16 protein-coding genes are annotated in these 24,994 nt (G+C 33.4%); 10 read left to right on the forward strand and 6 right to left on the reverse strand.

Annotated elements, in window-relative coordinates; all coding sequences use genetic code 11:
* Positions 1-51 precede the first annotated feature (51 nt).
* The 6 genes from pyrR to GCU34_RS03440 all read left to right on the forward strand — a co-directional run bounded on the left by pyrR (position 52) and on the right by GCU34_RS03440 (position 4,304).
* The gene (pyrR, locus tag GCU34_RS03415) at positions 52-591 is read left to right on the forward strand and encodes a bifunctional pyr operon transcriptional regulator/uracil phosphoribosyltransferase PyrR (protein WP_072786002.1); all 540 of its coding nucleotides are present in this window, start codon (positions 52-54) and stop codon (positions 589-591) included.
* Between the two features lie 26 nt (positions 592-617).
* On the forward strand, positions 618-1,547 hold the full coding sequence (locus tag GCU34_RS03420) for an aspartate carbamoyltransferase catalytic subunit (RefSeq protein ID WP_072786004.1): 930 nt from the start codon (positions 618-620) through the stop codon (positions 1,545-1,547).
* Between the two features lie 33 nt (positions 1,548-1,580).
* Positions 1,581-1,913, forward strand: coding sequence for a ribonuclease Z (locus GCU34_RS03425; RefSeq protein WP_072786006.1), 333 nt, complete (start codon positions 1,581-1,583; stop codon positions 1,911-1,913).
* A 73-nt stretch (positions 1,914-1,986) separates the two neighbouring features.
* Positions 1,987-2,892, forward strand: coding sequence for a ribonuclease Z (locus GCU34_RS03430; RefSeq protein ID WP_072786007.1), 906 nt, complete (start codon positions 1,987-1,989; stop codon positions 2,890-2,892).
* A gap of 97 nt (positions 2,893-2,989) precedes the next feature.
* On the forward strand, positions 2,990-3,634 hold the full coding sequence (gene pdxH / locus GCU34_RS03435) for a pyridoxamine 5'-phosphate oxidase (protein ID WP_072786009.1): 645 nt from the start codon (positions 2,990-2,992) through the stop codon (positions 3,632-3,634).
* 166 nt (positions 3,635-3,800) lie between these two features.
* The gene (locus GCU34_RS03440; RefSeq protein WP_072786011.1) at positions 3,801-4,304 is read left to right on the forward strand and encodes a CAP domain-containing protein; all 504 of its coding nucleotides are present in this window, start codon (positions 3,801-3,803) and stop codon (positions 4,302-4,304) included.
* 227 nt (positions 4,305-4,531) lie between these two features.
* On the opposite strand, the gene GCU34_RS03445 is transcribed toward GCU34_RS03440, so the two are convergent.
* Genes GCU34_RS03445 through GCU34_RS03455 form a run of 3 tightly spaced genes read right to left on the reverse strand, consistent with a single transcriptional unit; the run spans position 4,532 to position 17,979 of the window.
* Positions 4,532-6,439 (reverse strand): OmpA family protein, encoded by a 1,908-nt coding sequence (locus tag GCU34_RS03445; RefSeq protein ID WP_072786019.1) that lies wholly within the window; start codon positions 6,437-6,439, stop codon positions 4,532-4,534.
* Positions 6,440-6,449: 10 nt separating this feature from the next.
* Entirely contained in the window at positions 6,450-7,358 is a 909-nt protein-coding gene (locus tag GCU34_RS03450) for a PorP/SprF family type IX secretion system membrane protein (protein ID WP_072786012.1), read from the reverse strand.
* A gap of 37 nt (positions 7,359-7,395) precedes the next feature.
* Entirely contained in the window at positions 7,396-17,979 is a 10,584-nt protein-coding gene (locus tag GCU34_RS03455) for a T9SS type B sorting domain-containing protein (RefSeq protein ID WP_152378349.1), read from the reverse strand.
* 391 nt (positions 17,980-18,370) lie between these two features.
* Between GCU34_RS03455 and GCU34_RS03460 the strand changes: the two genes are divergently transcribed.
* The 3 genes from GCU34_RS03460 to GCU34_RS03470 are packed head-to-tail and all read left to right on the forward strand — an operon-like array spanning position 18,371 to position 21,861.
* The gene (locus tag GCU34_RS03460; protein WP_072784130.1) at positions 18,371-18,886 is read left to right on the forward strand and encodes a SixA phosphatase family protein; all 516 of its coding nucleotides are present in this window, start codon (positions 18,371-18,373) and stop codon (positions 18,884-18,886) included.
* Entirely contained in the window at positions 18,855-20,969 is a 2,115-nt protein-coding gene (gene ppk1 / locus GCU34_RS03465) for a polyphosphate kinase 1 (RefSeq protein ID WP_072784128.1), read from the forward strand. Before GCU34_RS03460 ends, ppk1 begins: the two co-directional genes overlap by 32 nt.
* A gap of 1 nt (position 20,970) precedes the next feature.
* Complete coding sequence (locus GCU34_RS03470) at positions 20,971-21,861, forward strand: Ppx/GppA phosphatase family protein (protein WP_072784126.1); 891 nt, start codon at positions 20,971-20,973, stop codon at positions 21,859-21,861.
* 189 nt (positions 21,862-22,050) lie between these two features.
* On the opposite strand, the gene GCU34_RS03475 is transcribed toward GCU34_RS03470, so the two are convergent.
* Both GCU34_RS03475 and dnaX read right to left on the reverse strand, forming a co-directional pair.
* Positions 22,051-22,389 (reverse strand): DNA polymerase III, encoded by a 339-nt coding sequence (locus GCU34_RS03475; protein ID WP_227658725.1) that lies wholly within the window; start codon positions 22,387-22,389, stop codon positions 22,051-22,053.
* Positions 22,390-22,694: 305 nt separating this feature from the next.
* Entirely contained in the window at positions 22,695-23,780 is a 1,086-nt protein-coding gene (dnaX, locus tag GCU34_RS03480; RefSeq protein WP_072784122.1) for a DNA polymerase III subunit gamma/tau, read from the reverse strand.
* Positions 23,781-23,928: 148 nt separating this feature from the next.
* On the opposite strand from dnaX, the gene GCU34_RS03485 reads away from it, so the two are divergent.
* Complete coding sequence (locus tag GCU34_RS03485; RefSeq protein ID WP_072784121.1) at positions 23,929-24,681, forward strand: DUF3667 domain-containing protein; 753 nt, start codon at positions 23,929-23,931, stop codon at positions 24,679-24,681.
* Positions 24,682-24,684: 3 nt separating this feature from the next.
* Here the strand turns inward: GCU34_RS03485 and GCU34_RS03490 are convergent, their stop codons facing one another.
* Positions 24,685-24,978 (reverse strand): hypothetical protein, encoded by a 294-nt coding sequence (locus tag GCU34_RS03490; RefSeq protein WP_072784119.1) that lies wholly within the window; start codon positions 24,976-24,978, stop codon positions 24,685-24,687.
* Positions 24,979-24,994: the final 16 nt, after the last annotated feature.

Below are 24,994 nucleotides of genomic sequence, written 5' to 3' on the forward strand. Positions count from 1 at the left end.
GTTAATAAATTTTTATTGTAAATTTACACACCAAACACAACGCTTTACTTTATGAGTCAAAAAATACTACTTTCTGCAAAAGAAGTAAACATTATACTACATCGTTTGGCTTGTCAATTAATTGAAAATCATTTAGATTTTTCTGAAACTATTTTAATTGGAATTCAACCAAGAGGAAGTTTTCTAGCAAAAAGATTGGCAACAATTCTTGAAAACGATTACAAAATTTCAAATTTAAAACTCGGTTTTTTAGATATTACTTTTTTTAGAGACGATTTTAGAAGAAGTGATAAACCATTTGAAGCCAATAAAACTGAAATTGATTTTATTGTAGAAGATAAAAAAGTGGTTTTTATTGATGATGTTTTATACACTGGAAGAAGTATTCGTTCGGCATTAACGGCAATACAATCTTTTGGAAGACCATCTGAAATTGAACTTTTAACTTTAATTGACAGAAGATTTAGTAGACATTTACCTATTCAACCAGATTATAGAGGTAGGCAAGTAGATGCTATAAACAATGAAAAAGTATTAGTAAAATGGCTCGAAAATGATGGAGAAGATGCTGTTTTACTAATTGAAAAATAATACACAACAACACACAACTAAAATAAATGAAAGAGTTATCTGTAAATCATCTAATAGGAATTAAACATATTAATAAAGAAGATATTGATTTAATTTTTGAAACAGCAGATCATTTTAAAGAAGTTATTAATAGACCCATTAAAAAAGTTCCTTCATTAAGAGATATTACAATTGCCAACATTTTTTTTGAAAACAGTACAAGAACAAAACTTTCTTTTGAATTGGCTCAAAAAAGATTATCGGCCGATGTAATTAGCTTTTCTGCAGCACAATCTTCCGTAAAAAAAGGAGAAACACTTATTGATACTGTAAATAACATTTTATCTATGAAAGTAGATATGGTAGTTATGCGTCATAGTTCGCCAGGAGCAGCACATTTTTTATCTCAAAATGTAAATGCAAGAATTGTTAACGCTGGAGACGGAGCACACGAACATCCAACTCAAGCTTTATTAGATAGTTTTACAATTCGCGAGAAATTAGGAGATGTCGCAGGAAAGAAAATTGTTATTGTTGGCGATATTTTACACTCAAGAGTAGCGTTATCAAATATTTTTGCCTTACAAATGCAAGGTGCAGAAGTAAGAGTTTGTGGACCAAAAACTTTAATTCCTAAATATATAGAATCGTTAGGTGTAAAAGTGGAACCAAATTTAAGAAAAGCATTAGAATGGGCAGATGTTGCTAACATGTTACGCGTACAAAATGAACGCTTAGATGTTAATTATTTTCCATCAACAAGAGAATATACGCAGCAATATGGTGTAACAAAAGAATTATTAAATTCCCTTGATAAAGAGGTTATAATTATGCATCCAGGACCTATAAATAGAGGTGTAGAAATTACTTCAGATGTTGCCGATTCACAACAATCAGTTATTTTAAATCAAGTTGAAAACGGAGTTGCAATTAGAATGGCAGTAATTTATTTATTGGCTAGTAAAATTCAGCGATAGTTAGTATATTAGCATTGCTAAAACATAACAATAATGAAAGTAGAGAAGAAAGGTCATACTACAATTATTAAAGAAACTAAAGGAGATTTCAATTTATTTTTGAATACTATTTCGAATGAAATTAAAAACTTTAGTGACCAAAATTTAATTTTTGATGTTACACATGATAAAAATGTTTCATTAACTGATTTATTAAATTTTAAACCACTTTCTAAAAATCATAAAAAAGGAAAAAAATCATTTGTTATTGTAGCAAACGATATAGATTTTAATGATGTTCCACAAGATTTAAGTATTGTACCTTCAGTTTTAGAAGCTCAAGATATTATTGAAATGGAAGAAATTGAACGCGATTTAGGATTTTAATAATTAAAAATTGATAATTAAAAATTGATAATTCTGATAATTGTTAATTATTCATTATCAACTATCAATTGAAATGAAACTTACAATATTAGGCTGCTATGCAGCAACCCCAAGAACTATAACAAATCCTACTGCTCAAGTACTTGAAATTAAAAACCATATGTTTTTAATTGATTGTGGAGAAGGAACTCAAGTACAATTAAGAAAACATAAAATTAAGTTTTCTAAGATTAATCATATCTTTATTTCACATTTACACGGAGATCATTTTTACGGTTTAGTTGGTTTAATCTCAACTTTTATGCTTTTAAATCGAGAAAACGATTTACATGTTTACGGTCCAAAAGGAATAAAAGAAATTATCTTACTTCAACTTAGAGCTTCGGGATCATTTACAGGATATAATTTATATTTTCACGAACTTACCTCAGAGGAAAGTGAAATTGTTTTTGAAGATGAAAAAGTTGTGGTTAAAACGATTCCTTTAAAACATCGAATATATGCTAATGGATATTTGTTTCAAGAGAAAAATATTAAAAGAAAATTAAATCTTGAAGCTGTCGAAAAATATAATATAGACACTTGTTACTATCAGAAATTAATTTACGGGGGAGATTTCAAGTTAGATGATGAATCTATAATTCCAAACCATGAATTAACTTTTGATCCTGAGCCTGAAAAATCTTACGCTTTTTGTAGTGATACGGTTTATAATGAAGCGATGATTCCTGATATTCAAGATATAGATGTTTTATATCATGAAACGACCTTTTTAGATAGCGAATCTCATTTAGCAGAAAAAACGATGCATTCTACAGCCATACAAGCTGCAAAAATTGCTAAATTAGCCAATGTCAAAACTTTAATTGTTGGTCATTATTCTACTCGTTATGGTAGTATTGAACCTTTTAAAAGTGAGGCAGAAACTATATTTAATAATGTAATTTTAGGCGATGATGGAAAAACAATCGAACTCTGAGACTTATTTAACTAGAATTTTAAAGTTTATTTTTAATCTTTTTACAAAGAAGAAAAATAAATAATATACAACGCTTTAATGATATACTTTAATAATTATGAGCGATTTAAGTAATTATAGAAAATCCTATGAGAAATCGGAACTTCTTGAGAATAATATTCCTGAAGATCCTATAAACTTATTCAACAGATGGTTTCATGAAGTTGAAGATTTTGGTGGAGTAGATGAAGTCAACGCCATGACAGTCTCTACACAAGGTTTAGATGGATTTCCAAAAAGTAGAGTAGTGCTACTAAAAAAATACAATGAAGAAGGATTCATTTTTTATACCAATTATGAATCTGAAAAAGGAAAAGCTATTTTAAATAATCCTAATATTTGTTTGTCATTTTTTTGGCATTCGATGGAACGACAAGTCATTATAAAAGGGATTGCAGAAAAGACTGCTCAAAATATTTCTGATAATTATTTTGCTTCAAGACCAAAAGGAAGCCAATTAGGAGCATTAGTTTCTGCCCAAAGTGAGATAATTCCGAATCGAGAATATTTGGAAACCAAATTAAAAGCACTTGAAGCCGAATTTGAAGGAAAAGAAGTGCCAAGACCCGACTTTTGGGGAGGTTTTTTAGTGAGACCAGTTGAAGTTGAATTTTGGCAAGGTCGTCCTAATCGTCTTCATGATCGTATTCGCTATAAATTGTTAGAAAATTTTGACTGGAAAATAGATAGATTATCTCCTTGATGGTCAACTGCTTAATTAAATGTTAAAAAATAGTGCGTTTTATCGAAAAAATTTGCATATAATCGATAATGGAGTACATTTGTCTTGAAAATCAATCATTTAATCGATTTGATTGGTTTTTTTAAGATAAAGCATTAAAAAAGATAACATTTAATTGAGATTGATTATGAAGAAAAATTGTTTAATCCTTTTTGCCCTATTATTAACAAGTCTATCATTTACTTCATGTTCTTCAGATTCTTCAGAAGCATCTACTACAAACAATACTACTACAGAAACTGCTCAAAATTATAATCATACAACAACTGAGGTTCAGTTATTAGATTTAATTAATGATTACAGAGTAGAGCAAGGTTTAAGCCCTTTACAAATTATTGAACATATTTCTTATAAATCTTCAGAACATAACACTTACATGATTGAAACTAATTCAGTTAATCATGATGGTTTTGATGATAGAAAAACAAATTTACAACACGTTTTAGGAGCTTATAAAGTTGGTGAAAATGTTGCCTACGGATTTTCAACCCCACAGGCTGCTTTAACTGCATGGATTAATAGTGATGGTCATAGAGCAAATTTAGAAGGAGATTATTCACACTTCGGACTTTCAATAAGTCAGGATGCGAATGGTAGATTCTACTATACAAATATGTTCATCAAAAAATAAGTAAAGAATACTTTTAAAGTATTAAAGATAGTTATTTCGACAACTAGAGGTTTACCCACAATTAATTAGTAAAGAGGTTAAGAGAGCTTTCTAATTAAGTAGATTAAACAAATGCGCTAAGTTTAATTTGAGTTATGATTGCATGGTGAATTTAAAAAAATAAACCTCTAAATTACTTAGAGGTTTACCCAATGAATTAGTTGAAAGAGGTTAAGAGAGAAGAAAAACTAATTCATTTTCAATACAATAAATTCACTACGACGGTTCTTTTGGTGTTCCTCTTCCGAGCAGGGAACACCGTCTGAACAGTTATTCACTAATTCCGTTTCACCAAATCCTTTCGCTGTTAATCTTTCTCTCTCAATTCCGTTTTTAACCATAAACTCAAGAGTAGATTTTGCTCTTCTATCCGATAACAATTCGTTATACTTGTGGGTTTGTCTACTATCAGTATGTGATCTAATCGAAACCTGCATATCTGGATATTGTTTCATTACTTCAACAATTTTTTGAAGATCTTTAGCAGCATCTGGTCGAATATTCCATTTATCTAAATCAAAATATATAATACTGATATCAAATATTTTAGCTAAATCAGTTCCTTCCTCAATTGGGAATTTATATCTTTTTAAAGCAATATTTAATTCAGTTTCTCCATTTTCTTTGTTAGTTGTAACTTGTTGTTCAGTAGTATCATAATCTTCTTTAGAAACTCTTATAATGTATTTTGTGTTACAATCAACATTAAATGAATATTTAGCTTCCTCTTTTGAAAATGTTTCGGAAATTTTATTAATATTTTCATCAAATAATTCCACTTTAGAATTTGATAGCAATTCTTTTGTATCAACATCTGTAATGGTTCCATGAAGACGTTGCATACAAATTGTGAACGCATAAATATCATCAAATCCTTTTCCGCCATTTCTATTTGAAGAAAAATAGCCAACGTTGTCCTTATTAACGATTAAACCAAAATCATCCATTGGACTATTAATTGGTCGAGCTAAATTAACAGGTTTTTCAAACGAATTATTCACAAGTTTAGATTCAAAAATATCTAAACCACCTAATCCTAATTGTCCGTCTGAAGCAAAATATAAGGTTTTGTTATCAGGAGAAATAAAAGGAAAAGTTTCTCTACCTTCTGTATTTATTGAATTTCCTAAATTTTCTGGAGTTCCAACTGAACCACCATTAACACTAACTTTATAAATATCTGAGTTACCAAATCCTCCTGGCATATCGGAAGCAAAATAAAGTGTTCTTTCATCATCACTTAACGATGGATGTGCACAACTATATTGATCGCTGTTGAATGGAAGTTCTTTTATATTATCCCATTTTCCTTCAATTAATTCGGCTTTATAAATTTTAATAAGAGTACTTTTATCATCATCTTTTCCTTTTTTACCATCATTAAAATTATTTCGTGTAAAATACATTGTTTTACCATCTTTTGTAAAAACAGGAGTTGATTCGTTGAATTTTGTATTTACTTCTTCCGAGAAATTTTTAGCTTCAGAGAAATTTTTACTGTCCTGCATTTCTGCGATGTATAAATCTCTGTTATTTTGATTTGTCCATCGATTAACTTTAGAAGATACTGCTCCAGTTTCTCTCGAAGAAGAAAAAACTAATGATTTTCCAAAAAACGCTGGCCCAAAATCTGAATATTCCGAATTTAAATTGATTTCATCAACAGTATATTTTCCAGAAAGTGCCTCTATGTTTTTTAGGTAATCTTTATTTTTAGAATATTTTTCACCTCTAGAATCATTTGTTAATTCATAAAATTTAGACATGTATTTATCAGCTTCATCATATTTTCCTTGAGATTTTAAAGTTTGAGAATATCTAAAGTAATATTCTGGCTCAACTTCTTCATTTAAGTCAAATAAATCTTTGTACCATTTTGAAGCCTTATCAATTCCGCCATTAAAATAATATGCATTTCCAAGTCTTTTGAAAAGTTCAGCCGATTTATAACCTTTTTCGGCTACTTTTTCATAAATTTCGATTGCATCTACATAAGAATATTTTTCATATTTTCTGTTTGCCGACGCTAATTGAGCAGCTTGTGAAAAACCTACACAATAAAATAGTAAGAATAGTATTGAATATATTGTTTTCATAATCTTTGTTTTAGAAGAATCTTGGATCTGCGACTCTGTTATTACTAAATATTTCAAATCGTAAAAAGATTTCATGTGAACCCGAGTTATAGTTTCTCAGTTTTGTAGTTTCCATATCGTAACCATATCCTGCAAAAAGAGTAGGAGTAATTTGGAAACCAACTAATCCGCTTACTGCAGCATCCCATCTATAAGCTGCACCAATTGTAAATTTTTCATGAATTAAAAAATTGGCAGTTACATCGGCTTGTAACGGAGCTCCATCTACAGCTTTTGCTAATAATGCAGGCTTAAATTTTATACTTGGACTAAGATCAAATACATGTCCAGCAATTAAATAAAAGTGCATTTTTTCTTTGGTTACAGTCACATCATTGTCATTATAACGATTGGTTTCAAAGAAATTAGGCGATGATAATCCTACATAAGTTTTATCTGAAAATAAGTAAACACCGGCACCAATATTTGGAGAAAATTTAGTGTCTAAATTTTGAAACTTTGGATCTGTTTGGTCTTGAGGATTTAATTTGTTAACATCAAGATTAAATAAATTTGCCGTTCCTTTTAATCCAACAGAAAGTTTATAATTTTCAGAAATTTGAATAAAATATGCTAAATCTGCTGAAATAGCATTTTCATCAACTGGACCAATTCTATCATTTACAAATGAAAGTCCAACTCCAAAATTTGAATCTCCAATTGGTGTATGCGCAGAAACATTATTAGTAACTGGAGCACCGTCTAATCCTACCCATTGTGTTCTATGAAGTAAGAACATAGTTAATGATTCTCTAGAACCAGCATATGCAGGATTTATATTTACAGTGTTATACATATATTGTGTGTACTGAGAATCTTGTTGAGCAAAGCACAATAATTGAGTAAAAACTGTGATGATTAATATATATATTGTTTTCATGATCAATGTTTTTAATTAATTTTTTTACTTAATCAAGTTATTTATTAAGATATAAATATCCTGATTTATCGTGTGTTTTGCCCTCTTCATCTTTGTAATTCAAGATATAGAAGTATGTTCCATCTGGTAATAATTCATTTTTATTTAAAGTAGTTCTGCCCTCAGAATATCCTTTAAATGAACGAATTAAATTATCATAACCTTTTGTCTCATAAACCAATATTCCCCATCTGTTATAAATTTCAACAGTATTATTTGGGTAGCATTCAATTCCATCAATTACAAACATATCGTTAGAACCATCATTGTTTGGAGAAACTGCATTATAAATTACAATGTCACAAGCAGGTAAAACAACGCAATCGTCATTAACATTCAAATATATTTCAAATTTAGAAGGACAAGCATTATTTTCTAATGTAACTATGTATTGAATTGTATAATAGCCAGTTGCAACTCCATTTGGATCAAACATATTTCCATTTAGTCCACCAGAGTTTGTAACTTCAATCCATTCTCCATTTGTAGGTAACGATCCGTCTAAAATAGTAAATAAATTTATTGGTTCCTCATCTGTACAAATCGAATAAGGAATAGCATTGAAAGGTTGGTCAACATTTACATGAATAGTTTGATTAAATGTAGCAACATTTCCACAGTTATCACTTACTAACCATTCTCTCTCAATATAATATTCATAAATACTGATTGTAGTTGTATTTTCATTATAATCTACACTTGCAATACCAGAACAATTATCACTAAATTCTAATTGAGGAATATCGGGAATTTCACTACAATTTACTTCAATTTGTTCATCATAAGGGGTATCAAGAACAGGAGTTGTATTATCATAAACACTTATTGTTTGTGTATAAGTAATAAAGTTTCCACAATCGTCTGTTGCAGTCCAAGTTCTTAAAATAATATATTCTCCAGCACAAGCACTTTCATCAGTAATAATTTCATCATCAACTACAACTGTAGCATTTGAAGAACAATTATCTGAGGCTGTTAACGTTTCAGCTGTCGGAACATTATCACAAGAAACTGAAACGTCTGATGGTAAATTTGATGTAAACTCAGGATTTGTAGTATCTTGAATGGTAAAAGTAGCCGAAGAGCTTGAACTGTTACCACAATCATCGGTTGCAGTGAAAGTTACGCTTACCGAACCAGTTGCTCCACAATCATCAGAAAGACTAGCGTAGTTGTTAGACCAAGTTACCGACGAACAAGCATCAGAAGAAGAAGCGCCTCCGTTAGCAGCTAACCAAGCTTGTAAATCGGCGGTGTTTCCATTACCATCACATTCCACAGTTAAATCTGAAGCAGCGATAGCAATAGTTGGTGCAGTTGTATCTTGAATAGTAAAAGTAGCCGAAGAAGTGGAACTGTTACCACAATCATCTGTAACGGTGAAAGTTACACTTACCGAACCAGTCGCCCCACAATCATCAGACAAAGCAGAATAATCATTCGACCAAGTCACTGAAGAACAAGCATCAGAAGAAGAAGCGCCTCCGTTAGCAGCTAACCAAGCTTGTAAATCGGCGGTGTTTCCATTACCATCACATTCAACAGTTAAATCGGAAGCCAAAATGTCAATCGTTGGCGCAGTAGTGTCTTGAATAGTAAAAGTAGCCGAAGAGCTTGAACTGTTACCACAATCATCGGTTGCAGTGAAAGTTACACTTACCGAACCCGTAGCGCCACAATCATCAGAAAGACTAGCGTAGTTGTTAGACCAAGTTACCGACGAACAAGCATCAGAAGAAGAAGCGCCTCCGTTAGCAGCTAACCAAGCTTGTAAATCGGCGGTGTTTCCATTACCATCACATTCAACAGTTAAATCGGAAGCCAAAATGTCAATCGTTGGCGCAGTAGTGTCTTGAATAGTAAAAGTAGCTGAAGAACTTGAACTATTACCACAATCATCTGTAGCGGTGAAAGTTACACTTACCGAACCCGTAGCACCACAATCATCAGACAAAGCAGAATAATCATTCGACCAAGTCACTGAAGAACAAGCATCAGAAGAAGAAGCGCCACCGTTAGCAGCTAACCAAGCTTGTAAATAGGCGGTGTTTCCATTACCATCACATTCAACAGTTAAATCGGAAGCCAAAATATCAATAGTTGGTGCCGTAGTATCTACAATAGTAAAAGTAGCTGAAGAACTTGCGCTGTTTCCACAATCATCGGTTGCAGTAAAAGTTACAGTTACCGAACCAGTCGCCCCACAATCATCAGACAAAGCAGAATAATCATTCGACCAAGTCACTGAAGAACAGTTATCTGAAGAAGAAGCTCCACCGTTTGAAGCTAACCAAGCTTGTAAATCGGCGGTGTTTCCATTACCGTCACATTCCACAGTTAAATCGGAAGCCACAATATCAATAGTTGGTGCTGTAGTATCTTGAATAGTAAAAGTAGCCGAAGAGCTTGAACTGTTACCACAATCATCTGTTGCAGTAAAAGTTACAGTAATCGAACCAGTCGCCCCACAATCATCAGAAAGACTAGAATAGTTGTTAGACCAAGTTACTGAAGAACAACTATCTGAAGCCGAAGCGCCTCCGTTAGCAGCTAACCAAGTTTGTAAATCAACAGTATTTCCATTACCGTCACATTCCACAGTTAAATCAGCAGCGACAATATCAATAGTTGGTGCTGTAGTATCTTGAATAGTAAAAGTAGCCGAAGAGCTTGAACTGTTACCACAATCATCTGTTGCAGTAAAAGTTACAGTAATCGAACCAGTCGCCCCACAATCATCAGAAAGACTAGAATAGTTGTTAGACCAAGTTACTGAAGAACAACTATCTGAAGCCGAAGCGCCTCCGTTAGCAGCTAACCAAGTTTGTAAATCAACAGTATTTCCATTACCGTCACATTCCACAGTTAAATCAGCAGCGACAATATCAATAGTTGGTGCTGTAGTATCTTGAATAGTAAAAGTAGCCGAAGAAGTCGAACTATTACCACAATCATCGGTTGCAGTGAAAGTTACAGTAACCGAACCAGTCGCCCCACAATCATCAGACAAAGCAGAATAATCATTCGACCAAGTTACTGAAGAACAGTTATCTGAAGAAGAAGCTCCACCATTTGAAGCTAACCAAGCTTGTAAATCGGCAGTGTTTCCATTACCGTCACATTCCACTGTTAAATCGGAAGCCACAATATCAATAGTTGGTGCTGTAGTATCTTGAATAGTAAAAGTAGCCGAAGAACTTGAACTATTACCACAATTATCGGTTGCAGTGAAAGTTACAGTAACCGAACCAGTCGCCCCACAATCATCAGACAAAGCAGAATAATCATTCGACCAAGTTACTGAAGAACAGTTATCTGAAGAAGAAGCTCCACCATTTGAAGCTAACCAAGCTTGTAAATCGGCAGTGTTTCCATTACCATCACATTCCACAGTTAAATCAGCAGCAGCAATAGCAATCGTTGGCGCAGTAGTATCTTGAATAGTAAAAGTAGCCGAAGAGCTTGAACTATTACCACAATCATCGGTTGCAGTGAAAGTTACAGTAACCGAACCAGTCGCCCCACAATCATCAGACAAAGCAGAATAATCATTCGACCAAGTCACTGAAGAACAACTATCTGAAGAAGAAGCTCCACCGTTTGAAGCTAACCAAGCTTGTAAATCAGCAGTATTTCCATTACCATCACATTCCACTGTTACATCAGCAGCGACAATATCAATAGTTGGTGCAGTAGTATCGACAATAGTAAAAGTAGCTGAAGAGCTTGAACTATTACCACAATCATCGGTTGCAGTGAAAGTTACACTTACCGAACCTGTAGTACCACAATCATCAGAAAGACTAGAATAGTTGTTAGACCAAGTCACTGAAGAACAAGCATCTGAAGAAGAAGCGCCTCCGTTAGCAGCTAACCAAGCTTGTAATTCAGCAGCGTTTCCGTTTCCGTCACATTCAACAGTTAAATCGGAAGCCAAAATGTCAATCGTTGGCGCAGTAGTATCTTGAATAGTAAAAGTAGCCGAAGAGCTTGAACTGTTACCACAATCATCGATTGCAGTGAAAGTTACACTTACCGAACCCGTAGCGCCACAATCATCAGAAAGACTAGAATAGTCATTCGACCAAGTTACTGAAGAACAGCTATCTGAAGCCGAAGCTCCACCATTTGAAGCTAACCAAGCTTGTAAATCAGCAGTGTTTCCATTACCATCACATTCGACTGTTAAATCAGCAGCCACAATATCAATAGTTGGTGGAGTTGTATCTTGAATAGTAAAAGTAGCCGAAGAGCTTGAACTATTACCACAATCATCGGTTGCAGTGAAAGTTACAGTAACCGAACCAGTCGCCCCACAATCATCAGAAAGACTAGAATAGTTGTTAGACCAAGTCACTGAAGAACAAGCATCAGAAGAAGAAGCGCCTCCGTTAGCAGCTAACCAAGTTTGTAAATCAACAGTATTTCCATTACCGTCACATTCCACAGTTAAATCAGCAGCGACAATATCAATAGTTGGTGCTGTAGTATCTTGAATAGTAAAAGTAGCCGAAGAGCTTGAACTGTTACCACAATCATCTGTTGCAGTAAAAGTTACAGTAATCGAACCAGTCGCCCCACAATCATCAGAAAGACTAGAATAGTTGTTAGACCAAGTTACTGAAGAACAACTATCTGAAGCCGAAGCGCCTCCGTTAGCAGCTAACCAAGTTTGTAAATCAACAGTATTTCCATTACCGTCACATTCCACAGTTAAATCAGCAGCGACAATATCAATAGTTGGTGCTGTAGTATCTTGAATAGTAAAAGTAGCCGAAGAAGTCGAACTATTACCACAATCATCGGTTGCAGTGAAAGTTACAGTAACCGAACCAGTCGCCCCACAATCATCAGACAAAGCAGAATAATCATTCGACCAAGTTACTGAAGAACAGTTATCTGAAGAAGAAGCTCCACCATTTGAAGCTAACCAAGCTTGTAAATCGGCAGTGTTTCCATTACCGTCACATTCCACTGTTAAATCGGAAGCCACAATATCAATAGTTGGTGCTGTAGTATCTTGAATAGTAAAAGTAGCCGAAGAACTTGAACTATTACCACAATTATCGGTTGCAGTGAAAGTTACAGTAACCGAACCAGTCGCCCCACAATCATCAGACAAAGCAGAATAATCATTCGACCAAGTTACTGAAGAACAGTTATCTGAAGAAGAAGCTCCACCATTTGAAGCTAACCAAGCTTGTAAATCGGCAGTGTTTCCATTACCATCACATTCCACAGTTAAATCAGCAGCAGCAATAGCAATCGTTGGCGCAGTAGTATCTTGAATAGTAAAAGTAGCCGAAGAGCTTGAACTATTACCACAATCATCGGTTGCAGTGAAAGTTACAGTAACCGAACCAGTCGCCCCACAATCATCAGACAAAGCAGAATAATCATTCGACCAAGTCACTGAAGAACAACTATCTGAAGAAGAAGCTCCACCGTTTGAAGCTAACCAAGCTTGTAAATCAGCAGTATTTCCATTACCATCACATTCCACTGTTACATCAGCAGCGACAATATCAATAGTTGGTGCAGTAGTATCGACAATAGTAAAAGTAGCTGAAGAGCTTGAACTATTACCACAATCATCGGTTGCAGTGAAAGTTACACTTACCGAACCTGTAGTACCACAATCATCAGAAAGACTAGAATAGTTGTTAGACCAAGTCACTGAAGAACAAGCATCTGAAGAAGAAGCGCCTCCGTTAGCAGCTAACCAAGCTTGTAATTCAGCAGCGTTTCCGTTTCCGTCACATTCAACAGTTAAATCGGAAGCCAAAATGTCAATCGTTGGCGCAGTAGTATCTTGAATAGTAAAAGTAGCCGAAGAGCTTGAACTGTTACCACAATCATCGATTGCAGTGAAAGTTACACTTACCGAACCCGTAGCGCCACAATCATCAGAAAGACTAGAATAGTCATTCGACCAAGTTACTGAAGAACAGCTATCTGAAGCCGAAGCTCCACCATTTGAAGCTAACCAAGCTTGTAAATCGGCGGTGTTTCCATTACCATCACATTCAACAGTTAAATCGGAAGCCAAAATGTCAATCGTTGGCGCAGTAGTGTCTTGAATAGTAAAAGTTGCTGAAGAGCTTGAACTATTACCACAATCATCGGTTGCAGTGAAAGTTACAGTAACCGAACCAGTCGCCCCACAATCATCAGAAAGACTAGAATAGTTGTTAGACCAAGTTACCGACGAACAAGCATCAGAAGAAGAAGCTCCACCGTTTGAAGCTAACCAAGCTTGTAAATCAGCAGTGTTTCCATTACCATCACATTCCACAGTTAAATCGGAAGCCAAAATGTCAATCGTTGGCGCAGTAGTGTCTTGAATAGTAAAAGTTGCTGAAGAGCTTGAACTATTACCACAATCATCGGTTGCAGTAAAGGTTACACTTACCGAACCAGTCGCCCCACAATCATCAGACAAAGCAGAATAATCATTCGACCAAGTTACCGACGAACAAGCATCAGAAGAAGAAGCGCCTCCGTTAGCAGCTAACCAAGCTTGTAAATCGGCAGTGTTTCCATTACCATCACATTCCACAGTTAAATCAGCAGCAGCAATAGCAATAGTTGGTGCTGTAGTATCTTGAATAGTGAATGTTGCAGAAGAAGTGGAACTGTTACCACAATCATCGGTTGCAGTGAAAGTTATACTTACCGAACCCGTAGCGCCACAATCATCAGAAAGACTAGAATAGTTGTTAGACCAAGTCACATTTGAACAAGCATCTGAAGAAGAAGCTCCACCATTAGAAGAAAGCCAAGCTTGTAAATCAGCAGTATTTCCATTACCATCACATTCCACTGTTACATCAGCAGCGACAATATCAATAGTTGGTGCAGTAGTATCGACAATAGTAAAAGTTGCTGAAGAGCTTGAACTATTACCACAATCATCGGTTGCAGTAAAGGTTACACTTACCGAACCTGTAGCGCCACAATCATCAGAAAGACTAGAATAGTTGTTAGACCAAGTCACTGAAGAACAAGCATCTGAAGAAGAAGCGCCTCCGTTAGCAGCTAACCAAGCTTGTAATTCAGCAGCGTTTCCGTTTCCGTCACATTCAACAGTTAAATCGGAAGCCAAAATGTCAATCGTTGGCGCAGTAGTATCTTGAATAGTAAAAGTAGCCGAAGAGCTTGAACTGTTACCACAATCATCGATTGCAGTGAAAGTTACACTTACCGAACCCGTAGCGCCACAATCATCAGAAAGACTAGAATAGTCATTCGACCAAGTTACTGAAGAACAGCTATCTGAAGCCGAAGCTCCACCATTTGAAGCTAACCAAGCTTGTAAATCAGCAGTGTTTCCATTACCATCACATTCGACTGTTAAATCAGCAGCCACAATATCAATAGTTGGTGGAGTTGTATCTTGAATAGTAAAAGTAGCCGAAGAGCTTGAACTATTACCACAATCATCGGTTGCAGTGAAAGTTACAGTAACCGAACCAGTCGCCCCACAATCATCAGACAAAGCAGAATAATCATTCGACCAAGTTACTGAAGAACAGTTATCTGAAGAAGAAGCTCCACCATTTGAAGCTAACCAAGCTTGTAAATCGGCAGTGTTTCCATTACCGTCACATTCCACTGTTAAATCGGAAGCCACAATATCAATAGTTGGTGCTGTAGTATCTTGAATAGTAAAAGTAGCCGAAGAACTTGAACTATTACCACAATTATCGGTTGCAGTGAAAGTTACAGTAACCGAACCAGTCGCCCCACAATCATCAGACAAAGCAGAATAATCATTCGACCAAGTTACTGAAGAACAGTTATCTGAAGAAGAAGCTCCACCATTTGAAGCTAACCAAGCTTGTAAATCGGCAGTGTTTCCATTACCATCACATTCCACAGTTAAATCAGCAGCAGCAATAGCAATAGTTGGTGCTGTAGTATCTTGAATAGTGAATGTTGCAGAAGAAGTGGAACTGTTACCACAATCATCCGTAGCGGTGAAAGTTACAGTAACTGAACCAGTCGCCCCACAATCATCAGAAAGACTAGAATAGTTGTTAGACCAAGTCACATTTGAACAAGCATCTGAAGAAGAAGCTCCACCATTAGAAGAAAGCCAAGCTTGTAAATCGGCGGTGTTTCCATTACCGTCACATTCAACAGTTAAATCGGAAGCCAAAATGTCAATCGTTGGCGCAGTAGTATCTTGAATAGTAAAAGTAGCCGAAGAGCTTGAACTGTTACCACAATCATCGGTTGCAGTGAAAGTTACACTTACCGAACCCGTAGCGCCACAATCATCAGAAAGACTAGAATAGTTGTTAGACCAAGTCACATTTGAACAAGCATCTGAAGAAGAAGCTCCACCATTAGAAGAAAGCCAAGCTTGTAAATCGGCGGTGTTTCCATTACCGTCACATTCCACAGTTAAATCAGCAGCAGCAATAGCAATAGTTGGTGCTGTAGTATCTTGAATAGTAAAAGTAGCTGAAGAGCTTGAACTATTACCACAATCATCAGTAGCAGTAAAAGTTACAGTAACCGAACCAGTCGCACCACAATCATCAGACAAAGCAGAATAATCATTCGACCAAGTCACTGAAGAACAACTATCTGAAGAAGAAGCTCCACCGTTTGAAGCTAACCAAGCTTGTAAATCAGCAGTATTTCCATTACCATCACATTCCACTGTTACATCAGCAGCGACAATATCAATAGTTGGTGCAGTAGTATCGACAATAGTAAAAGTAGCTGAAGAGCTTGAACTATTACCACAATCATCGGTTGCAGTAAAGGTTACACTTACCGAACCTGTAGCGCCACAATCATCAGAAAGACTAGCGTAGTTGTTAGACCAAGTCACTGAAGAACAAGCATCTGAAGAAGAAGCGCCTCCGTTAGCAGCTAACCAAGCTTGTAATTCAGCAGCGTTTCCGTTTCCGTCACATTCAACAGTTAAATCGGAAGCCAAAATGTCAATCGTTGGCGCAGTAGTGTCTTGAATAGTAAAAGTTGCTGAAGAGCTTGAACTATTACCACAATCATCGGTTGCAATAAAGGTTACACTTACCGAACCTGTAGCGCCACAATCATCAGAAAGACTAGAATAGTTATTCGACCAAGTTACCGAAGAACACGCATCTGAAGAGGAAGCTCCACCGTTTGAAGCTAACCAAGCTTGTAAATCGGCAGTATTTCCATTACCGTCACATTCCACAGTTAAATCAGCAGCGGCAATATCAATAGTTGGTGCCGTAGTATCGTTTATTAAAATAGTTTGATTACAAGTAAATGTATTTAATATTGTTGTTTCGTTTGGATCATGAATACCATTATTATTGTCGTCTTGGTATTCAGTAACTGTATATGTTCTTATAACATTTGAATTACAACCTGCATAAGCACTATTTTGTACAGTTATTAATATAATTCCACACGGATTATCTCCTATAAATCCATCACCATTTCCTAATGCTTCAAAATCACTTTCAGAAATTTCTCCTTCAATAGGAAGTAAATCATAACATTCTAAAGTTGTTGGAGGAAATGTAGGACATGTTACTAAAAATTCACAACAAACAATTTGAGAAATAGTAGTTGAATAGGTTTTAATACATCCAATAGCATCTGTTACAGTAACATTGTAAGTGCCTTCGCTTAAACCAGAAACATCTTCATTTGTTGATCCAGTATTCCAGCTATAAGTATAAGGTGGAGTTCCTCCACTTACTGTTAAATCTATTGATGCTGTAGAGTTTGGATCACAGGTTAACCCTTGAACATTAGCATTAATTAGTAGCTCAGACGGAAAATTTAATAAAACTGAAAAAGTATTTGTTGTGCCATATGAATCTGTTACTGTTAATGTTGCAGTTGTTGCAGATAAAGACGTATAGGTATTTATAGGGTTCTCTTGAGTAGAATCTATAATACCATCTGAATCAAAATCCCATGCATATGAGTAGGGAGGGTTTCCTCCAGTTGTTGTAGATTCAAAATTAATAGTTGCAAGGTTCCCAGAAGTACAACCTTCATAATTAAATTGAACTGCTAGTGGTGCAACAACTACAACGCTTCCAGGATATTCACATTGTGATCTGTTGTAAGAATGACAGTTGTAAGGAACGAGTAAATTATTGTTACCACTTGTTTTCCAAACAATTAAGATTCTATCGAGCATAATTTCTTGGCCACAAACCCAGTTAAAAGGACCATATAATAATCTTTGTCCACTTCCTGGTGCTACGGTTCCAAGACTTACGTTTAAAGAAGTTGAACTACCATTGACAATTAAATCGGCAAACATTCTTGCATGATAAATATCACTATTAGAATTTGAAGTATAGTTCAACATGATGTACATAGTGTGACTAGTGCCTGGTGTACATGTAGTTGTGTCTAGTGGTACTCCGTTTACATCAGTCAAACTTAAAAAAACATTATCTAACGTATAATTGTTAGACGTACAATTGAAATAGTCCAAATAATAATTTGGAGAATTTCCACACAATCTCAAATCTGGCTTATCGGTTGTAAACTGTGAATAACAATTACCAATTGCGAATAAAATAAGCAACAGATTAAATTTAAATACTCTCATAACCACATTATTTCTGAATGAATAAATTCTTTAAAAAAAATAAATGGTAGAGACTTGGGGTTGTTTAATTTTTTAGGAGCAAAAATCTGTGACATAAATTAATTATGTCATAAAAATTTTAACTAAATCCATTGGGGTGGATTAACATTTTGCAATAGCAAATAAAAACTTCAAATGGGGCCTATCTCTTAACTTAACGGTACGAAGTTATATAATTTAGAAACGAGTAAAAGAATAATAGCTTTATTTTTCGATGAAAAGATTGAAATAATCTTTGAATTAACTGTTTTTTAATAAAAAAGGTTTAGTTTATTTAAATTATATTTACTTACTTTAGGATATAATAGGATACTAATAATTTTAAAATGATTATTAACGAAATCTTCAAACTATGAAAAATCTAATATTAATAAGACACGCAAAGTCAAGTTGGGAAACTCCCTTGAGAGATATAGACCGACCATTATCTAAAAGAGGTATAGATGATGCACATTTAATTTCATCAAAGATTATTGATTTTTTACCAAAAACATTTGTAGTTTGGAGTAGCGTAGCTAAGAGGGCTAAAGAAACTGCTTTAATTCTTACGCAAAATCTTGGAATACCAAATGAAACTATTTTTTTAAAAGACGGATTGTATACATTTGATGAATTTCAGTTAGAAGATGAAATTAAGAAATGTGAAAATAAATACGATAACTTAATTCTTTTTGGGCATAACGATGCTATTACAAATTTTGTTAATAAATTTGGGAATCTTTTTATGGATAATGTTCCTACTACAGGTTTTGTCTCTTTAGAGATACAAATACAAGATTGGAAAGAACTAAAAAAAGGAAAGACTGTTAAAACAATTTTCCCAAGTCATTTTAAACATGAGCAATATAAACCACAATCAATACATTGATAGAGAAAAAAGTTGGTTAACCTTTAATGCTAGAGTATTACAAGAAGCTGCCGATGAAACGGTGCCACTATTAGATAGATTAAGATTTTTAGGAATTTTTTCTAATAATTTAGACGAATTTTTTAGAGTTCGTTATGCCGCTATTAGAAGAATGAAAATGGAGAAGAATGAAAATGCCAGTAAATTACTTGGTGGTGTTACTCCAGAAAAACTTCTAAAAGAGATTACAGAAATTGTTATTGAACAACAATCAGAAAGTTTACGTATTTTAAGTGAAATAGAAAAACGTCTCGAACAAGAGAATATTTTTATTATCAACGAAAAGCAACTTTCTAAAGATCAAGAGAATTTTATTCGCGACTTTTTTATACAAAGGGTTAGTCCAGCTGTAGTAACCATTATGTTAAATGATTTAGATAAGTTTCCGTTACTTAAGGATACATCTGGATATTTAGCAGTAAAATTGGTTATGAAAAATACGTCGACATCAATTTTCGATAAATTGCATTTGAATAAAGAAGTACGCTATGCTATTGTAGAAATTCCTAGTACAATAAATAGATTTGTTGTTTTACCTTCAAATTCAGAAAAGCAATATATAATTTTATTAGACGATGTAATTCGTCATAATCTAAATTACTTGTTTAATATTTTCGAATATGAAAGTATTTCGGCACACATGATTAAAATTACTCGTGATGCCGAATTAGAGTTTGATAGCGATTTAAGTAAAAGTTTCATAGAAAAAGTATCAGATAGTGTTAAAGAAAGAAGAGTAGGAGAAACGGTTCGTTTTATATATGACCAAGCTATCGAAAAAGATACATTAGAATTTTTATTGAAACGAATGAACATTGATAGTTCAGATAGTATCATTCCAGGTGGTCGTTATCATAATAGACGCGATTATATGAGTTTTCCTAATTTAGGAAGATATGATTTGTTATATAAAGAAAATCCACCTTTACCGGTTCCAGGCTTAGATTTAGAAGGAAGTATGCTTCAAAAAATAAGAGAAAAAGATTATTTGTTAAGCGCTCCCTATCAGTCATTTTCTTACATTATTAAATTTTTAAGAGAAGCCGCTCTTGATCCAAAAGTAGCTTCAATTAAAATTACTTTATATCGTTTAGCAAAGAATTCGCAAATTGTGAGTTCGTTGATAAATGCTGCAAAAAACGGAAAGCGTGTAGTAGTTCAAATCGAATTGCAAGCTCGTTTCGACGAAGCTAGTAATATTTCTTATGCCGAGCAAATGCAAACCGAAGGAATAGAATTAATTTTTGGGGTAAAAGGTTTAAAAGTTCACAGTAAAGTATGTGTTATAGATAGAATTGAAGAGGGTAAAGTAAAACGTTACGGATTTATTTCTACAGGAAATTTTAATGAGAATACTGCAAAAATTTATACTGATAATACCATTTTTACAGCCAATTCTCAAATTTTAAAAGATGCTTCAAAAGTATTTGAATTTTTTGAGGTGAATTATAAAGTACACCGTTACAAACATTTATTTGTTTCGCCACATTACACACGATTAAAATTTAATAAATTAATTGATAGAGAAATTTTAAACGCAATTGATGGTAAAGAAGCTTACATAAAATTGAAAATGAATAGTTTAACCGATTTTAAAATGATCGATAAACTATACGATGCCAGTAGAGCTGGTGTAAAGATTCAATTAATTATTAGAGGAATTTGTTGTTTAATTCCTGGAGTTCAAGGAATGAGTGAAAATATTGAAGCTATTAGCATCGTAGATAAGTATTTAGAACATTCACGTATTTATATTTTTGGTAACGAAGGGAATCCTGATGTTTTTATTTCTTCAGCAGATTTTATGACAAGAAATTTAGATGCCAGAGTTGAAGTTACTTGTCCTATTTATGAAGATAATATTAAAGAAGAATTAATTGACACTTTTGAAATAGGTTGGAAAGCAAATGTTAAAGCTCGTATTCATTCCGATGATTTAAAGAATAGATATCGTAAACCTGAAGGAGAAAAACCTTTTAGAGCACAAGCCGAGTTATATCGATATTATCAAAATAAATTAGAAGTTATTGCCGAAAGAGTTTAATATGATTACAATAAAAAAATATGCTGCAATAGATATAGGTTCCAATGCTATGAGATTATTGGTAACCAATATTGTTGAACAACCAGGGCAACCTACGCAATTTAATAAAAGTTCATTAGTTCGTGTGCCTATTCGTTTAGGTCAAGATGCTTTTACCGTTGGCGATATTTCTGAAGAGAATATTAATAGAATGGTAGATGCTATGAAAGCATTTAACTTGTTAATGAAGGTTCATAAGGTCGAAAAATATAGAGCTTGTGCAACTTCAGCAATGCGTGAAGCTAATAATGGAGTAGATGTAGTAAATTTAATAAAGAAAAAAGCTGATATTAAGATTGATATAATTGATGGTAAAAAAGAAGCTGCGATTATTGCGGCTTCCGATTTAAAACAATTTATTAACACTGATAAAACATATTTATATGTAGATGTTGGTGGTGGTAGTACTGAGTTTTCTCTTTTTTCTGAAGGAAAAATTGTAGTATCAAAATCATTTAAAAATGGTACCGTTCGTTTACTAAATAATATGGTTTCTGATATTGTTTGGACAGAAATAGAAAAATGGATTAAAACAATTACTGCCCCTTACGACGAAATTACTCTAATTGGTTCGGGTGGAAATATTAATAAATTATTCAAACTTTCTGAAAAACACCAGTCAAAACCTTTGTCATATGTTTATATGAATTCGCAATTTCAAAAATTAAACAGTATGTCATATGAACAACGCATTTCAGAATTAGGTTTAAATCCAGATCGTGCCGATGTAATTATTCCTGCGACTCGAATTTATTTAAATGCCATGAAATGGAGTGGAGCAAGACAAATTTATGTTCCAAAAATTGGACTTTCTGATGGAATTGTGAAAGCCATGTATTACGGAAAATTATAAATACTACTTTTTATTTTTTATTAAAATAAAGATTAAAATTGCCAAACCAGCAACTATAGATAAATAAGCTTTTAAATTATCGTTAAGTTTTAAATTATCAAGATCTATAGCGGTTATACCAAAAGTAATTAAGAATGCACTTGTAAAATTTAAAAAAGTATTTTTTTCATTTAAAATTTATTTAGAATTTTATAAGTCTAAATCAAACATTTTCTTCAAAAGATCAAGATTCGGGTTAATTGATTTTAATTTATCATATTTTTCTTGAGGAGTAAAGGCATATCTGTTTTCAGTAACTTCATTTACTATAACTTCAATTGTAATATCGTGGTTGTGTAATTTTCCTCTTAAATAACCTAATAATTCATTCGCACCCGATAAAAATTCTTCTTTTGTACTTTCGTTTGGTAATTCTAATTCAATGACAGTTCCTTTTAATTTTGGATCATTCATTTGCATATAAGTCGCCATTAGTTTTTTACCTTGATCACTTAATTTTTGAGCAAATTTTGTCCAAAGTAATAACATATCGGTTTCAGAGAATTTTTCTGAAGGTAAAGATTCGTGATGTTTTTGCTGTTGTAGCTGTTGATTTTCAAATTCTTTTTTAGCCTTAATACTTGCTAATGAAAAAGCAGAAACTCTTGTTCCTAGTGTTTCAGCTTTAGGTAAAACTGGTTTAGGAACTTCAGGTTCTATTACTTGTTCTGTTTTTGGTAAACTATTATTTGAAGCAACATTAGCTTTAGTTTGTGCATCAAGATTTGAAGGAACTTCTCTGGTTTTTACTTCAACTATCGAATAAGAATTGTTTCTAAAATAAGTAGCAGGAATTATAAAGGACTCAGCTTTTTTTTTTCTCCATCAAAATTGATAGAGGCTAATTGCATTAAGCAAAGTTCGACTAAAAGTCGTTGATTTTGACTCGTTTTAAATTTTAAATCACAGTCGTTTGCAATTTCAATTCCTTTTAAAAGAAATTCTTGACTCGATTTTTGAGCTTGAACTTTATAAAGATTTTGAGCATGTTCGCCCGCTTCTAAAAGAACTAATGTTGCCGGATTTTTGCAAACTAATAAATCTCTAAAATGAGAAGCTAATCCTGCAATAAAATGATGACCATCAAATCCTTTTGCTAAAATATCGTTGTACATTACTAATAATTCAGGAATTTTATTTTCCAAAATTAAATCGGTTACTTGTACATAATATTCAAAATCTAAAACGTTTAAATTTTCAGTTACTGCTTGACGTGTTAAATTTTTACCACAATAAGATACTACTCGGTCAAAAATTGAAAGCGCATCACGCATCGCACCATCTGCTTTTTGAGCAATTATGTGTAAAGCATCGTCTTCAAAAGTAATTTCTTGTTCTTGTGCAATTTCGGCTAAATGTTCTTTCGCATCTTGAACGGTAATTCTTTTGAAATCAAAAATTTGACAACGCGATAAAATTGTGGGTAATATTTTATGTTTTTCAGTTGTAGCTAAAATAAAAATAGCATGTCTTGGAGGTTCTTCTAATGTTTTTAAGAAAGCATTAAAAGCGGCTTGCGACAGCATGTGAACCTCGTCAATAATATAAACTTTATATTTTCCAGTTTGTGGCGGTATTCTAACTTGGTCAATAATATTACGAATATCATCAACACCATTGTTAGAAGCAGCATCTAGTTCAAAAACGTTAAATGAAAAATCTTCATTGGGATCGTCATAACCTTCTTGGTTAATTTTTCGAGCTAAAATTCGGGCACAAGTAGTTTTTCCTACACCACGCGGACCTGTAAAAAGTAAGGCTTGAGCTAAATGATTGTTTTCAATTGCATTTAATAAAGTATTCGTAATAGCCTTTTGTCCCACAACATCTTTAAATGTTTGAGGACGATATTTTCGAGCTGATACTATAAACTGTTCCATAAATTCAATTGAAACACAAATATAGTTTTACTTCCTTCAAATTACAAGTTTGAAAACCTTAAAAAAGACAAAAGTTATTCACAATATGTACTTAAAAAAACGATTATGATAAGTAATAAAAATGTTTATTTTTGTGAAAAAGGTTAGTATGATTTGTAAAAATTGTGATGTTCCATTCAACGAAGATTTTCAGTTTTGTCCGCATTGTGGTGGAAGAGTTGTAAACGAGCGCGTTACTACAAAATCTTTACTGATTGAATTTGCTGAAAAATTCTTGAGTTACGACAATAAATTTGCGAAAACATTTAGAATGCTTTTTAAAGCACCTGAAACTGTAATAAATGGTTATTTACAAGGTGCACGACATAAATATATAAATCCGTTTACTTATTTATTAATTTCAATTACAATTTCTGGATTGAATATTTATTTGATGAAAAAAGGATTTTATGGCGAAATAAATTTTACAGGTAACAGCGATAATAAAATTGAGAATTTTGATATGCAAAATTTTACATCATCAATTTTTGATTATCACAGTTTTATAACTACAGCATTTATTCCTTTTTTTGCATTATTATCGAAGTTGGTTTTTTGGAAACGAAAAGATTACAATTTTGCAGAACACAATATTATTTATTGCTACACCTATAACCATGTATCAATTTTAACCATTAGTTTAATAATAGTTCTTGGTTTCTTTGTTAAAAGCTACATGACATTATCAGCATTAATGTATCCCATTATTTTTGGTTATCATTTCTATGCTTTAAAAAGAATTTTTAATCTTACTATAAAACAATTGATACTTAAATCATTGTTGTTTTTTGTGTTATTAGCTTTCTTTTATATTGTAATCTTATTTATAATAGGAATGTTGATGTTTAAATCGATGTTGTAAATTTTAAGAAGAAAGTTTTATTAAGTTTTCTAAAATTTTAACCGCTTCAGATGAAGTATTAGCCGAATAACCCGCAACAAAAACTCCTTTTTTATCTTCGAAAGAAGAAATTCCATACACAATAGATTCATCATCTGGGTTCGAATTTCCTTCATATCTATAAATATGATGAATAATAAATCCATCGGGATCCATTATAATTTCATTTTCATGTATGTTATAATCAAAATCAAATCCTTTGCTTTTTAGTTCTTCTAATGCTACTGAAACCGAAGCATAATGATATTCTATTTTCATCTTTTTTCTTTTAAAG

Origin of the sequence: Flavobacterium haoranii (assembly GCF_009363055.1) — a bacterium.
GTDB lineage: Bacteria > Bacteroidota > Bacteroidia > Flavobacteriales > Flavobacteriaceae > Flavobacterium > Flavobacterium haoranii.

Bases quoted from the DNA above. Each gene is read 5' to 3' on its own strand.
- GCU34_RS03470 (WP_072784126.1), top strand. From the start codon at position 20,971: ATGATTACAATAAAAAAATATGCTGCAATAGATATAGGTTCCAATGCT.
- GCU34_RS03425 (WP_072786006.1), top strand. From the start codon at position 1,581: ATGAAAGTAGAGAAGAAAGGTCATACTACAATTATTAAAGAAACTAAA.
- GCU34_RS03440 (WP_072786011.1), top strand. From the start codon at position 3,801: ATGAAGAAAAATTGTTTAATCCTTTTTGCCCTATTATTAACAAGTCTA.
- GCU34_RS03420 (WP_072786004.1), top strand. From the start codon at position 618: ATGAAAGAGTTATCTGTAAATCATCTAATAGGAATTAAACATATTAAT.
- GCU34_RS03430 (WP_072786007.1), top strand. From the start codon at position 1,987: ATGAAACTTACAATATTAGGCTGCTATGCAGCAACCCCAAGAACTATA.
- pyrR (WP_072786002.1), top strand. From the start codon at position 52: ATGAGTCAAAAAATACTACTTTCTGCAAAAGAAGTAAACATTATACTA.
- GCU34_RS03490 (WP_072784119.1), bottom strand. From the start codon at position 24,978: ATGAAAATAGAATATCATTATGCTTCGGTTTCAGTAGCATTAGAAGAA.
- ppk1 (WP_072784128.1), top strand. From the start codon at position 18,855: ATGAGCAATATAAACCACAATCAATACATTGATAGAGAAAAAAGTTGG.
- GCU34_RS03475 (WP_227658725.1), bottom strand. From the start codon at position 22,389: ATGTTATTACTTTGGACAAAATTTGCTCAAAAATTAAGTGATCAAGGT.
- pdxH (WP_072786009.1), top strand. From the start codon at position 2,990: ATGAGCGATTTAAGTAATTATAGAAAATCCTATGAGAAATCGGAACTT.
- dnaX (WP_072784122.1), bottom strand. From the start codon at position 23,780: ATGGAACAGTTTATAGTATCAGCTCGAAAATATCGTCCTCAAACATTT.
- GCU34_RS03445 (WP_072786019.1), bottom strand. From the start codon at position 6,439: ATGAAAACAATATATTCAATACTATTCTTACTATTTTATTGTGTAGGT.
- GCU34_RS03460 (WP_072784130.1), top strand. From the start codon at position 18,371: ATGAAAAATCTAATATTAATAAGACACGCAAAGTCAAGTTGGGAAACT.
- GCU34_RS03485 (WP_072784121.1), top strand. From the start codon at position 23,929: ATGATTTGTAAAAATTGTGATGTTCCATTCAACGAAGATTTTCAGTTT.
- GCU34_RS03450 (WP_072786012.1), bottom strand. From the start codon at position 7,358: ATGAAAACAATATATATATTAATCATCACAGTTTTTACTCAATTATTG.
- GCU34_RS03455 (WP_152378349.1), bottom strand. From the start codon at position 17,979: ATGAGAGTATTTAAATTTAATCTGTTGCTTATTTTATTCGCAATTGGT.